At 67.7% G+C, this 12,880-nt stretch carries 15 protein-coding genes; 2 read left to right on the forward strand and 13 right to left on the reverse strand.

What is annotated here, in order from left to right:
* Positions 1-78: 78 nt before the first annotated feature.
* The 8 genes from era to hrcA form a co-directional block, all read right to left on the reverse strand.
* Positions 79-987: a GTPase Era gene (gene era / locus ABIE21_RS05675; protein ID WP_354023798.1), complete on the reverse strand. Its 909-nt coding sequence runs from the start codon at positions 985-987 to the stop codon at positions 79-81.
* A 1-nt stretch (position 988) separates the two neighbouring features.
* The gene (locus ABIE21_RS05680; RefSeq protein WP_354023799.1) at positions 989-2,287 is read right to left on the reverse strand and encodes a hemolysin family protein; all 1,299 of its coding nucleotides are present in this window, start codon (positions 2,285-2,287) and stop codon (positions 989-991) included.
* Positions 2,288-2,293: 6 nt separating this feature from the next.
* Positions 2,294-2,755: an rRNA maturation RNase YbeY gene (gene ybeY / locus ABIE21_RS05685; protein WP_354023800.1), complete on the reverse strand. Its 462-nt coding sequence runs from the start codon at positions 2,753-2,755 to the stop codon at positions 2,294-2,296.
* Between the two features lies 1 nt (position 2,756).
* The gene (locus ABIE21_RS05690; protein WP_354024410.1) at positions 2,757-3,725 is read right to left on the reverse strand and encodes a PhoH family protein; all 969 of its coding nucleotides are present in this window, start codon (positions 3,723-3,725) and stop codon (positions 2,757-2,759) included.
* 61 nt (positions 3,726-3,786) lie between these two features.
* On the reverse strand, positions 3,787-4,140 hold the full coding sequence (locus ABIE21_RS05695; RefSeq protein WP_354023801.1) for a histidine triad nucleotide-binding protein: 354 nt from the start codon (positions 4,138-4,140) through the stop codon (positions 3,787-3,789).
* A gap of 40 nt (positions 4,141-4,180) precedes the next feature.
* Positions 4,181-4,909, reverse strand: a complete 729-nt coding sequence (locus ABIE21_RS05700) for a 16S rRNA (uracil(1498)-N(3))-methyltransferase (RefSeq protein ID WP_354023802.1) — start codon at positions 4,907-4,909, stop codon at positions 4,181-4,183.
* A 16-nt stretch (positions 4,910-4,925) separates the two neighbouring features.
* On the reverse strand, positions 4,926-6,047 hold the full coding sequence (dnaJ, locus tag ABIE21_RS05705) for a molecular chaperone DnaJ (protein ID WP_354023803.1): 1,122 nt from the start codon (positions 6,045-6,047) through the stop codon (positions 4,926-4,928).
* A 46-nt stretch (positions 6,048-6,093) separates the two neighbouring features.
* Complete coding sequence (gene hrcA, locus ABIE21_RS05710; RefSeq protein WP_354023804.1) at positions 6,094-7,116, reverse strand: heat-inducible transcriptional repressor HrcA; 1,023 nt, start codon at positions 7,114-7,116, stop codon at positions 6,094-6,096.
* A gap of 183 nt (positions 7,117-7,299) precedes the next feature.
* Between hrcA and ABIE21_RS05715 the strand changes: the two genes are divergently transcribed.
* Positions 7,300-7,731, forward strand: coding sequence for a DUF4870 domain-containing protein (locus ABIE21_RS05715; protein ID WP_354023805.1), 432 nt, complete (start codon positions 7,300-7,302; stop codon positions 7,729-7,731).
* A gap of 55 nt (positions 7,732-7,786) precedes the next feature.
* The gene (locus tag ABIE21_RS05720; protein ID WP_354023806.1) at positions 7,787-8,161 is read left to right on the forward strand and encodes a DUF4870 domain-containing protein; all 375 of its coding nucleotides are present in this window, start codon (positions 7,787-7,789) and stop codon (positions 8,159-8,161) included.
* Between the two features lie 28 nt (positions 8,162-8,189).
* On the opposite strand, the gene ABIE21_RS05725 is transcribed toward ABIE21_RS05720, so the two are convergent.
* Genes ABIE21_RS05725 through ABIE21_RS05745 form a run of 5 tightly spaced genes read right to left on the reverse strand, consistent with a single transcriptional unit; the run spans position 8,190 to position 12,864 of the window.
* Positions 8,190-9,467 carry a coproporphyrinogen-III oxidase family protein gene (locus ABIE21_RS05725; protein WP_354023807.1) on the reverse strand — a complete coding sequence of 426 codons (1,278 nt, stop codon included), beginning with the start codon at positions 9,465-9,467 and terminating at the stop codon, positions 8,190-8,192.
* Between the two features lie 12 nt (positions 9,468-9,479).
* Complete coding sequence (locus ABIE21_RS05730) at positions 9,480-9,971, reverse strand: nitroreductase family deazaflavin-dependent oxidoreductase (RefSeq protein WP_354023808.1); 492 nt, start codon at positions 9,969-9,971, stop codon at positions 9,480-9,482.
* A 46-nt stretch (positions 9,972-10,017) separates the two neighbouring features.
* Positions 10,018-10,674 carry a DUF1990 family protein gene (locus ABIE21_RS05735; protein ID WP_354023809.1) on the reverse strand — a complete coding sequence of 219 codons (657 nt, stop codon included), beginning with the start codon at positions 10,672-10,674 and terminating at the stop codon, positions 10,018-10,020.
* Positions 10,674-12,527: a translation elongation factor 4 gene (gene lepA, locus ABIE21_RS05740; protein ID WP_354023810.1), complete on the reverse strand. Its 1,854-nt coding sequence runs from the start codon at positions 12,525-12,527 to the stop codon at positions 10,674-10,676. Before lepA ends, ABIE21_RS05735 begins: the two co-directional genes overlap by 1 nt.
* A 46-nt stretch (positions 12,528-12,573) precedes the next feature.
* Complete coding sequence (locus tag ABIE21_RS05745; protein WP_354023811.1) at positions 12,574-12,864, reverse strand: DUF4190 domain-containing protein; 291 nt, start codon at positions 12,862-12,864, stop codon at positions 12,574-12,576.
* Between the last annotated feature and the right edge of the window lie 16 nt (positions 12,865-12,880).

Below are 12,880 nucleotides of genomic sequence, written 5' to 3' on the forward strand. Positions count from 1 at the left end.
TACACGGTAGGCGGCGTCAGTCGCGCCCACGTGCACGCCCGGCAAAAATCATCCTTGCGATTGACGGGGCCAATCCCCTTAGAAGCCGAGGCGTCCGAGCTGCTTGGCGTCTCGCTGCCAGTCCTTCGCGACCTTCACCCGCAGCGACAGGTAGACCTGCTTGCCGACGAGCTTCTCGATCTCGTGCCGGGCGCGGGCGCCGACGTCCTGCAGCCGTTCGCCCTGGTGGCCGATGATGATGCCCTTCTGGCTGTCGCGTTCGACGAACACGTTCGCGTAGATCTCGACGAGGTCCTTGTCGTCGCGCTCGATCATGTCGTCGACCGTGACCGCGATGGAGTGCGGGAGCTCGTCCATGACGCCCTCGAGCGTCGCCTCGCGGATGAGCTCGGAGACGCGCGACTCGAGGCCCTCGTCGGTGACCGTGTCGAGCGGGTAGAGGGGCGGGGAGAGCGGCATGAGCTTGATGAGCTGCGTCATCAGGGTGTCGAGCTGGATGCGGCTGGTGGCCGAGATCGGGATGATCGCCTCCCAGTCCTCCCGCAGCTCTGAGATGGCGAGCAGCTGCTCGGCAACGGCGGGGCGCGAGGCGGCGTCGATCTTGGTGACGATCGCGACCTTCTTGGCGCGCGGGAACGAGTCGAGCTGTTCGCTGATGAACCTGTCGCCCGGGCCGATCTTCTCGTTGGCGGGGAGGCAGAGACCGACGACGTCGACGTCGCCGAGCGTGGTCTGCACGATGCTGTTGAGCCGTTCGCCGAGCAGGGTGCGCGGGCGGTGCATTCCCGGGGTGTCGACGACGACGAGCTGCCCGCTCTTCTGGTGCACGATTCCGCGGATGGCGCGGCGAGTGGTCTGCGGCTTCGAGCTGGTGATCGCGACCTTCTCGCCGACGAGCGCGTTGGTGAGCGTCGACTTGCCGACGTTGGGCCGGCCGACGAAGGAGACGAAGCCCGCCCGGAAGTCTGGTGCTGCGTTGGTGTCCACGTTAATCGCTTTCTGTTTTCGCGCTGTCGGCGCCCTCGAGCATCACGGAGTGATCGCGTTCGACCACGACGGTGGAGACGCGTCGGCGTCGACCCTCCGTGCGGTCGGCGGTGAGCACGAGTCCCGAGACGGTGGCCGTCGAGCCCGCTATCGGAAGCCTACCCAGTGTCTTGGTCAACAGCCCGCCGACCGAGTCGACCTCGTCGTCGTCGAGCTCGATGCGGAAGAGGTCGCCGAGCTCGTCGATGGGCAGGCGTGCGCTGACCCGGAAGACGCCGTCGCCGATGGTCTCGACGTCGGGGACGTCGTGGTCGTACTCGTCGGAGATGTCGCCGACGAGCTCTTCGATGAGGTCTTCGAGGGTGACGAGCCCGGCGATTCCGCCGTATTCGTCGACGACCATCGCGAGGTGGTTCGACTCGAGCTGCATGCGACGCAGCAGGCTGTCGGCCTTCTGCGACTCGGGCGCGAACAGCACGGGGCGGGCGAGTTCGACGACGGTGATCGTGTCGCCGCCGAGGGGCTGCTCGTAGCCGAGTCGGGCGACGTCGCGCAGGTGCAGGATGCCCAGCACCTCGTCGACGTTCTCGCCGATCACCGGCATGCGCGAGACCCCGCGGCTGAGGAAGATGGCCATGGCGGTGCCGATGGCCTCGTCGCCGTCGACGGTGATCATGTCGGTGCGCGGGATCATCACCTCACGGGCGACGGTGTCGCTGAACTCGAAGATCGAGTGGATGAGCTCGCGGTCGACCTCCTCGAGCACGTCGAGCTCCGTCGCCTCGTCGACCATGCTGAGCAGCTGCTCCTCGCTCGAGAACGTCGCCGACTTGGGCCGGCCGGGGGTGACCCTGTTGCCGACGGCGACGAGCGCGTTCGCGATGGGACCGAGGAAGAGGCGGATGCCGCGGATGAGCCGGGCCGTATAGCGAAGGGTGCCGCGCGGGTGCGCGCGCCCGACGCTGCGAGGGCTCGACCCGACCAGTACGAACGAGGCGGCGGTCATGATGAGCGCCGACCAGAGCAGGGCGAACCACCACTGCTCGATCGCGTAGGCGAACGACAGCGACACGAGCACGGCGGCCGTGGTCTCCGAGACGACGCGCATGAAGTTGAGCGCGTTGGTGTGGGTTCCGATGTCCTCGGAGATGGCCAGGAGCGAGCGGCTCGACCGGCTCGACGACGCCATGTCGACGAGGTCCGTGCGGCTGAGCACCGTGAGCGAGGCGTCTGCCGCGGCGAGCAGTCCGCCGAAGAGCACGAGCAGCACGGCGACGCTCACGAAGAGCGCGATCATCATGGGCGACTACCGTCGTCGTTCGGCGAGCGAGAAGCCGACGAGTATGTCGCGCTGCAGGCCGAACATCTCTTTCTCATCCTGCGGCTCGGCGTGGTCGAAGCCGAGCAGGTGCAGCAGCCCGTGCGTGGTGAGCATCAGCATCTCCTCGATCGGGGAATGGCCGGCGGTCTCGGCCTGCTCGATCGCCACCTGCGGGCAGAGCACGATGTCGCCGAGCAGCCCGGCAGGGGTGATCGCGTCTTCCGTGCCGGGGCGCAGCTCGTCCATGGGGAAGCTGAGCACGTCGGTGGGGCCTGGTTCGTCCATCCACTGGACGTGCAGCTGCTCCATGGCGGCCTCGTCGACGAGGATGATCGACAGCTCGGCGTCGGCGTGCACGTGCAGCTCGTCGAGCGCGTAGGTGGCGAGGCGCTGGAGGATGGTCTCGTCGACCGGGATCGTCGACTCGTTGTTCACTTCGATGGACATGTCAGCGCTTTCGTGGGTTCTGTCGTTCGTAATCCTGGCGCTGGCGCTCGGCGTCGAACTTGGTATAGGCGTCGACGATCTGGCCGACGAGGTTGTGGCGCACGACGTCGGCGCTCGTGAGCTGTGCGAAGACGATGTCGTCCATCTCGTCGAGCACGTGGGTGACCAGCTGGAGCCCGCTCGCTCCCATCGGCAGGTCGACCTGCGTGATGTCGCCGGTGACGACCATCTTCGAACCGAAGCCGAGACGGGTCAGGAACATCTTCATCTGCTCGGGCGTCGTGTTCTGTGCCTCGTCGAGGATGATGAACGCGTTGTTGAGGGTGCGTCCGCGCATGTAGGCGAGCGGGGCGACCTCGATGGTGCCGGCCGCGAGCAGCTTCGGCACCAGCTCGGGGTCCATCATCTCGTTGAGGGCGTCGTAGAGCGGCCGCAGGTAGGGGTCGATCTTGTCGTTGAGGCTGCCGGGGAGGAACCCGAGCCGCTCCCCCGCCTCCACGGCGGGGCGCGTGAGGATGATCCGTTCGACCTCCTTGCGCTGGAGCGCCTGCACGGCCTTCGCCATGGCCAGATAGGTCTTGCCCGTTCCGGCCGGCCCGATGCCGAACACGATCGTGTTCTCGTCGATCGCGTCGACGTACTCCTTCTGGCCGATGGTCTTCGGGCGCACGCTCTTGCCGCGACTGGTGAGGATCGCCTGGCTGAGCAGCTCGGCCGGGCTTCCCGACTTCTCGCGCAGGATGCGCGCGGACTGGGTTACCTCGGTCTCGCCGAGGTCGACGCCGTTACTGACCATACGGATGAGCTCCTCGACCAGCAGGAGTGCCGGTTGCAGTTGATCGGGTCCACCCTCGTCGAGAGGGTCGACGGACAGGGTGATGCGGTTGCCTCGGACGAGCACGTTCACGAGGGGGAACTGCCGTTCGATGGTGTGCAGCAGGCGGTCTTGGGGGCCGAGCAGCCGCACCATGGCGACTCCGTCCACCTCGAGCTCGACCCGGTTGAACGTGGGTTCTGGAGTGCTGCTGTCGCTAGTCGGCAAGGCTGCCTTCCGGTAGGTGTCCGCCGAGCACGTGGGCGTGCACGTGGAACACGGTCTGTCCGGCTCTCTCGCCGGTGTTGAAGACGAGACGGAACTCGCCGTCGGACTGCTCGTCCGCGAGCTGCTGGGCGACGCGCACCAGCTCCGCCAGCAGGGCGGGGTCGCCGGCGGCCAGCTCGGCGACGTCGCGGTACTGCTCCGTCTTAGGGATCACGAGCAGGTGCACCGGGGCCTTCGGGGCGATGTCCCTGATCGCGATGACGTCGTCGCTCTCGAAGACGATCTCAGCGGGGATCTCACGCGCGACGATGCGGGAGAACACGGAGGGCTCTGGTGTGGACATAGCGACAAGCTTAATCGTTGTCCCGCTCAGGCGCTGCGGCTCACCAGCGGCCGAGTTTCGCGTTCAGCACAGCGATCGCCGCCGGTCCCGCGGTCGAGGTGCGCAGCACGGTGTCGCCGAGGCGCACCAGAGTGGCGCCTGCCGCGGTGAGCGCGGCGAGTTCGTTGGGGGCGATCCCGCCCTCGGGGCCGACGACCAGCACGATGTCCCTGTCGTCGGGCTCGAGCGCGCTCAACGCGAGTTCCGCCGTCGGCTCGAGCACGAGCATCCGCACCTCCGGCGCCAGCCGCGCGAGCTGGTTCGTGGTGGCGAGGTCGAGCACGTCGGGCAGCCAGGCGCGGATCGACTGCTTCGTGGCCTCGCGCACGATCGCAGACCAGCGGTCGTGGCCCTTGGCGATCTTGGCGCCCTCCCAGCGGGAGATGGATCGCGCGGCCGTCCACGGGATGACCCCGTCGATGCCTAGCTCGGTCGCCGCCTGGACGGCGAGCTCGTCGCGGTCGCCCTTCGCGAGGGCCTGCGCGAGGAAGATCGCGGGCTCAGTTCGGGGCACGCTCGTGACGGCCTCGACCTCGATCGCGAGCTCGGTGTGCTCGGCGGTGACGATGCTGCCGGTCGCTACGAGGCCCCGCCCGTTGCCGATCGAGACCGACTCGCCCACGGCGAGCCGGCTGACGGTGACCGCGTGCCTCGCCTCCGGACCGTCGATCGACACGCGGGAGCCCACCTCGGCGGTGCCCACGAGCTCGTTCAGGTAGAAGTGCGCCATCCGGTGCGTCGCCCGATCAGACGTGGAGGAAGCGGTCGCGCAGCTTCGCGAAGAGCCCCTGCTGGAACTCGGCGAGGTGCGGCGCCTTCGACTTGTGGCTCGACGCGAACTGGCGCATGAGCTCCTGCTCCTTGCCGCTGAGCTTGGTCGGGGTGGTGACCTGCACGCCGATCTTCAGGTCACCTCGACCGCCTCCGCGGAGCTTCGAGACACCGCGGTCCTTGACGGTGATGATGTCGGCGCTCTGGGTGCCGGGCTTGAGCTCGAGCTCGAGTTCGCCGTCGAGGGCCTGCAGGCGCACCCGCGAGCCGAGCACGGCGTCGGCCATGCTGACCTCGAGGGTGGCCATGAGGTCGTCGCCGTTGCGGCTGTAGACCTCGTGGTGCTTGACCTTTATCTCGAGGTACAGGTCGCCGTTGGCGCCGCCGGCGGGGCCGACCTCGCCCTGGTTCGGCAGCTGGAGGCGCAGGCCGGTGTCGACTCCCGCGGGGATGTCGACGGTCATCTTGCGGGTGGCGCGCACACGACCCTGGCCGGCACAGGTGGGGCACGGGCTCGGGATGACGGTGCCGTAGCCGCGGCAGGTGCCGCAGGGGCTCGAGGTCATGATGTTGCCGAGCAGGCTGCGCACGGCCCGCTGGATCTGGCCGGAGCCGTGGCAGATGTCGCAGACGACAGCGCGGGTGCCCGGGGCGCAGCAGCTGCCCTGGCAGGTGTCGCAGAGGATGGCGGTGTTCACCTCGAGGTCGCGCTTGGTGCCGAAGATGACCTCGTCGAGGTCGACCTCGACGCGCAGGAGGGCGTCGCCGCCCCGTTCCTTGCGCGAACGGGGTGCAGCACCGCTGCCTCCGCTGCCCGGAGCGCCGCCGCCGAAGAACGTCTCGAAGATGTCGCTGAAGCCGCCGAAGCCCTGGGCGCCGCCGCCGAACCCGGCGCTGCCGCCCTGGTCGTAGTCCTGGCGCTGGCGCGGGTCGCTCAGAACGTCGTAGGCGTGCGTCACCGCTTTGAAGCGGTCGGATGCGCTGGGCTCCGGGTTGACGTCGGGGTGGAACTCGCGCGCGAGCTTCCGGTACGCCTTCTTGATCTCGTCTGCCGACGCGTTCTTGTCGACGCCGAGTACTTCGTAGTGGTCAGCCACAGTTAGTTGTCAATCCTCACGATGATGGTGTTCATCTTCTCGAGCGTCAGTCTTCGCCGAGAAGTCGAGTCAGGTAACGGGCGACGGCTCGCACCGCTGCCATGTTGTTGGAGTAGTCCATGCGCGTCGGCCCGAGCACTCCGAGCCGCGCGATTCCGCCGCCCGACGAGGTGTAGCCGCTCGACAGAACCGATGTCTGGCCGAGGCCGAACACCTCGTTCTCTCGACCGATGGTCACCGCGACGCCGTGGTGGTCGCCCTCTACTTCGCCGAAGAGCTTGAGCAGGGTCACTTGCTCTTCGATCGCCTCGAGGACCGGAAAGATGCTTCCGTTGAAATCTTCTTCAGTGCGCACAAGGTTAGCCGCCCCCGCCATGAGAAGCCTGTCATGACGGTTCTCGGCGGTCTGCTCGACGAGGGTCGCAGCGATCTGGGCGACGACCTCCTGGCGCTCGGGAGCGAAGTGCACGCCGATCGTGGTCAGCTTCTCGGCCGCGTCGAGCAGGGCGAGCCCCGCCAGGTTCGCGTTGAGCCTGGTGCGCAGTTCGCCGAGGAACTCCTCGTCGACATCGCCGGACACATCGACGAGCCGCTGCTCGACGCGGCCGCCGTCGGTGATGAAGACGGTCATCAGCCGGCGCGGGCCGAGGGGCACGATCTCGATGTGACGCACCCGGGAACGGGTGAGCGTGGGGTACTGCACGAGCGCCACCTGGTGCGTGAGCTGCGAGAGCAGACGCACGGTGCGCGAGAGCACGTCGTCGAGGTCGACGGACTGCCCGAGGAACGTCTCGATGGCCTGGCGCTGGGCGCCGCTCAACGGTCGGAGGTCGGCGAGCTGGTCGACGAACACCCGGTATCCCTTGTCGGTGGGCACGCGACCCGACGACGTGTGGGGCGCGACGATGAGCTCCTCCTCCTCGAGGAGGGCCATGTCGTTGCGGATCGTGGCCGCGGAGACGCCGAAAGAGTGGCGTTCGACGATCGACTTCGATCCGACAGGCTCGCGGGATGCGACGTAGTCCTGCACGATCACGCGGAGAACTTCGAGACTGCGATCAGACACCATCTCGACACCGCCCTTCGAACAATTGGCACTCGATTAGCCTGACTGCCAATTGTAACTCGACACGCCGGGCAGCTGGGATTGCACGCTCGAGTCGGCTCGGGATAGCTTGTCCGTTGTGACCGCGCGTGTCCTCCGAACGGGGGCCACGGCGGGAACCACCGCCACCCGAAAGGCACTTCACCTATGACCGATGTCTCGCCGGAGCCGGGCGCGCAGACCGCCGTCCCCTCCCCCGTCGCTCGCTCCCGCGAATTCACGGCGACCGACGACAAGCTCTGGGCCACCGTCGCGCACTTCGGCGGTGTGATCGGATTTCCGCCGTCGCTCCTCGTCTTCGCCCTCGCCAGGACCCGCGGCACCCTGACCAGACAGGAGTCGAAAGAGGCTCTCAACTGGCAGATCACCTTCACGATCGGCTACCTGCTCCTGATGGCGGTCTCGGGGCTCGTCGGCGCCGTGCTCATCCTCGCCTCGGTGGGCGACGTCGCCGCGGTCGCCTGGACGCTTCCGTTCGCGCTCTACGTGGTGAACGTCGTGCTGTCGATCACGGCGGGCATCCGTGTCAACGGCGGCGGGTCCTACCGCTACCCGTTCTCGATCCGCCTGATCAAATAGAAACTTTCCGTCAAAAACGGCGTTGCGCCGTGCGTCGTACTGCTTTAATGAGCGCATGACAGACGCGACCCCTCCCACAGACCCGTACCAGTCGACGCCGCAGCCGCTCTCTCCGAGCGACGAGCGTCTCTGGGCAACCCTCATCCACATCGGCGGAATCTTCTTCAGCTTCGTTCCGTCGCTCGTCGGCTACCTCGTGCTTAAGGACCGCGGCCCGCTCATCCGCGAGCACACCCTCACCGCACTCAACTTCCAGCTGACGATGCTCATCGCGCTAGTCGTCGGCTACATCCTGACCTTCGTGATCATCGGCATCTTCGTCATCCTCGCCGTGTACATCGTCACGTTGATCTTCAGCATCATCGCCGCGGTCGCTGCGAACAAGGGCGAGAGCTACAAGTACCCGCTCTCGATCCAGTTCATCAAGTAATCAGCGCCAACGCCTGACCAGCACCACGTCACTCCGCAAGGAGTCGCCGCACCACGGCGTCCGCCAATAGCCGCCCTCGCAGGGTCAGTTCCACTGATCCGCGCAGGGCGGCTTTCGCGTTGATGAGCTCGTCGGCGATGAGCCCCGCGACGGCGAGCCTCCCGGGCGCCTCCAGCTCGTCGATGCGGAGCCCCGAGCGGATGCGCGTCATCAGCAGCACCCTCTCCACCCGGCGCGTCTCCGGGTCGAGCGTCTCCCTGCCCGCGGCCGGAGACATCCCGGAGAGGATGCGCTCGGCGTACGCCGCGGGGTGCTTCACGTTCCACCAGCGCACGCCGCCGACGTGACTGTGCGCCCCGGGCCCGACACCCCACCAGTCGTGGCCCTGCCAGTAGGCGAGGTTGTGGCGCGACTTGTAGTCGGTGTGGGCGGGTGGGCGGACGGTCCCTTCGACAGACTCAGGGACCGCGACGTCGGCCCGCGCCCAGTTGCTCACCTCGTACCAGTCGTAGCCCGCCGCGGCGAGCCGCGCGTCGAGCAGCTCGTACATGTCGGCCTGCAGGTCGTCGTCGGGAGTCGCCACCTCGCCGCGGCGGATCTGCCGGGCGAGCTTCGTGCCGTCTTCGATGATGAGCGCATACGCCGACAGGTGGTCGGGGTTCTGGGCGAGCGCGGCGTCGAGCGAGGCGCTCCAGTCGTCGATGCTCTCGCCCGGGGTGCCGTAGATCAGGTCGAGGCTCACCTGGAGGCCGGCCTCGCGCGCCCAGGCGACGACGAGCGGAACGCGCTCGGGGTCGTGCGTGCGTTCCAGCGTCGCGAGCACGTGCGGCACCGCCGACTGCATGCCGAACGAGACGCGGGTGAACCCGGCCGCCTTGAGCGCGAACAGGTAGTCGCGGTCGACGGAGTCCGGGTTGGCCTCGGTGGTGACCTCTGCCCCGGGGGCGAGGCCCCACGAGACGACGATGGCGGCGAGCATCTCGGCGAGGTCGGTCACCGGCAGCATCGTCGGCGTGCCGCCGCCGAAGAACACGGTCGAGGCTGCACGTTCCGGAAGCCCCGACTGCACGAGCACCCGGCCCGCGAGTGCTATCTCCTCGATGGCCTGCCCGGCGTAGTCGCTGCGCTTCGCGCCCCGGAGTTCCTCCGAGGTGTAGGTGTTGAAGTCGCAGTACCCGCAGCGCACGCGGCAGAACGGGACGTGCACGTAGATTCCGAGGTTGCGGCTCGCCGCGTCATCCGTCACCGAGTGGGGAAGAAGGCCGTCGGCGGGCGCCGGATCGGCGAGAGGGAGGGCGCTGGGCATTGTCTGATTCTCTCACCCGACGCCCGGCCCCGCTTGCGTGGGCGACAGGTGGAAGATGCGGATGTCGCGGTGCGCGGTCTTCTCGTAGTCGCGGTAGCGCGGCCACTGTCGTTCGAGCAGTGGCCAGGTGCGCTCAGCCTCGTCCGCGTCGAGCAGCCGCGCCACGACGGGTGTGCTGCGCCGCCGGTAGTGCACCTCGGCCTGCGGGTGGGCGATCAGGTTGTAGGTCCACGCGGGGTGCTGCGGGCGGCCGAAGTTGCTGCCGACGACGAACCACGAGCCGTCGTCGAGCGGAAAGCACATCAGCGGAGTCTCACGCCGCTCGCCGCTCTTCGCACCGGTGCTGAACAGGGTGAGCGAGGGGATCATCGGCGCGCTCAGCTTGAGCCTGCCCCGGGTCACGCGGAACAGCAGCCGGTCGAGCGGAGTGACGATCGACCGCACGACGTGCCGTACCGGGCTGCGCATGACGGCGGCGGTGATCGCGCGGATGCTGCGGTGCATGCACCGAGTCTCGCAGGGTGGGCCGCCGCTGCACAGCGTCGGGCGCTCAGCCGAGCGGGCCGGCCAGCGCGCGGAGGTACCGTCGTGTGTAGAACTCCTGGGTGAGACGCAGCACGGGCGCGACGAGCCACCAGTACCAGGTCGACGGCCGCGAGAAGGCGCGGATGACGATCCACACCGTTCCGTCGGGGCTGCGCTCCACGATGAACGACTCCTCGCCGTCTTCCGGATGCCCGGGCAGGGTTCCGTAGGCGAATCCGCGTCGGTCGGGCTCGTCGACCACGTAGACGACGCGCGCCGGCGCCTTGACCCAGATGGGCCAGAACCGGATGCCGAGCATGGCCGTGTCGCCCGGCGCGATGTACGGGCTGCCGTCGGCGGAGAAGACCGTCTCGCCGCTCGACGAGATGTGCGACGGCGTGACCGGCTCCCCCGACGCGTCGAACGTCACCGGCGTGTAGGTGAGCTCGCTGACGTATCCGGGCGTGTGGCTCGTCTCGACCCGGAAGCCGCTGCCGCGTTGGACACCCCAGCTGAAGACCGCGGCGCTCGCCCTGGCGAAGCGTTCGTCGCCGTGCCCGATGCGGGCGCGGCGCTCGAGCGGACGGTAGCCGGCCGGCGGGTACTGCAGGAGGTCGGGCGCCTGCGTGGCCCCGACGGCGCCGTAGCTGACGGGGCGGCTCCACAGCTCGGCGTCAACCACTACTTGTCTTTCTTCTTCGCTTCCGTGTCGCCCGTGAGCGCGGCCACGAAGGCCTCCTGCGGAACCTCGACGCGGCCCACCATCTTCATGCGCTTCTTGCCCTCCTTCTGCTTCTCGAGGAGCTTGCGCTTGCGGGTGATGTCACCGCCGTAGCACTTGGCGAGCACGTCCTTGCGCATCGCGCTGATCGACTCGCGGGCGATGATGCGCGCGCCGATGGCGGCCTGGATCGGAACCTCGAACTGCTGGCGCGGGATGAGCTTCTTGAGACGCTCGGTCATCAGCACGCCGTAGGCGTAGGCCTTCTCACGGTGCACGATCGCGCTGAACGCGTCGACGGCCTCGCCCTGCAGCAGGATGTCGACCTTGACGAGGTCGGCGGCCTGGTCGCCGATGGGCTCGTAGTCGAGGCTCGCGTAGCCGGCGGTCTTGCTCTTGAGCTGGTCGAAGAAGTCGAAGACGATCTCGCCGAGCGGCATCGTGTAGTGCAGCTCGACCCTGTCCTCACCGACGTACTCCATGCCCTGCATGGTGCCGCGACGGCCCTGGCAGAGCTCCATGACGGTGCCGACGAAGTCCTTGGGCAGCAGGATCGACGCCTTGACCACGGGCTCGCGCACCTCGGCGATCTTGCCGCCGGGGAACTCGCTCGGGTTCGTCACGGTGACGGTCTTCTTGTCGTCTGTGGTGACCTCGTAGATCACGCTCGGCGCAGTGGCGATGAGGTCGATCCCGAACTCGCGCTCGAGCCGCTCCGTGATGATCTCGAGGTGCAGCAGGCCGAGGAATCCGCAGCGGAAACCGAAGCCGAGGGCGACCGACGTCTCGGGCTCGTAGACGAGCGCAGCATCCGACAATTTGAGCTTGTCGAGCGCCTCGCGCAGCAGCGGGTAGTCGCTGCCGTCGATCGGGTAGAGACCGGAGAACACCATGGGCATCGGCTCGGAGTACCCCTTGAGGGCGAGGCTCGCCGGCTTGGCGAAGCTCGTGACGGTGTCGCCGACCTTCGACAGGCGCACGTCTTTCACACCGGTGATCAGGTAGCCGACCTCGCCGACACCCAGCCCCTTGGTGGGGGTCGGCTCAGGCGCGCTGACACCGATCTCGAGCACCTCGTGCGCGCTCTTGGTGCTCATCATCATGATCTTCTCGCGCGGGTTGATCTTGCCGTCGATCATGCGCACGTAGGTGATGACTCCGCGGTAGGCGTCGTAGACCGAGTCGAAGATCATCGCGCGGGCCGGGGCGTCGGCGTCGCCCTTCGGGGCGGGGATGAGCCGGGTGGCCATATCGAGCAGCTCGGGGACTCCGACGCCGGTCTTGCCGGAGACGAGGAGGATGTCCTCCGGCTTGCAGCCGATGAGGCCGACGATCTCCTTGATGTACTTCTCGGGGTCGGCGGCCGGCAGGTCGATCTTGTTGAGCACCGGGATGATCGTGAGGTCGTTCTCGAGGGCGAGGTAGAGGTTCGCGAGCGTCTGCGCCTCGATGCCCTGGGCCGCGTCGACGAGCAGGATCGCTCCCTCGCAGGCGGCGAGTGAGCGCGAGACCTCGTAGGTGAAGTCGACGTGGCCGGGCGTGTCGATCATGTTGAGCGCGTAGGTCTGGCCGTCGAGCTCCCACGGCATACGCACCGCCTGGCTCTTGATCGTGATGCCACGTTCGCGCTCGATGTCCATGCGGTCGAGGTACTGCGCGCGCATGTCGCGGTCGCTCACCACACCCGTGATCTGGAGCATACGGTCGGCAAGGGTCGACTTGCCGTGGTCGATGTGGGCGATGATGCAGAAGTTGCGGATGAACGCCGGATCGGTGGAGGCAGGCTCGAGGGCCGTGAGTGCGCGCGGAGACATTTGTGCAATTGTCCCACGAGACGAGGGTGCGGCGTGCGCAGGGCTCCTAGAACAGGCCGAAGAAGAAGAACGGGGCGGCGAAGACGAGGCCGAGCACGCCGACGACGACCCACCCGAACGCCATCACGGCGCCGAGCACGATCGCCCACACGGCCATGGCGTGGCCGGTGGGTTCGCGCCGGTACGCCATGACGCCGACGACGATCGCGGCGATAGGAACGAGGAAGGTCTGGCCGAACACGACGGAGGCGAGGCCGAGAACGAGGGCGATGATGCTGAGGTTCTTGTCGACGGATGCTGTGGGTGCGGCGGTCGGGAGGGCGGAGGTCTGTGTCATGGTTCAAGGCTAGGCA

The sequence above is a fragment of the Conyzicola nivalis genome (genome assembly GCF_040548875.1).
Classification (GTDB): Bacteria; Actinomycetota; Actinomycetes; order Actinomycetales; family Microbacteriaceae; genus Conyzicola; species Conyzicola nivalis_A.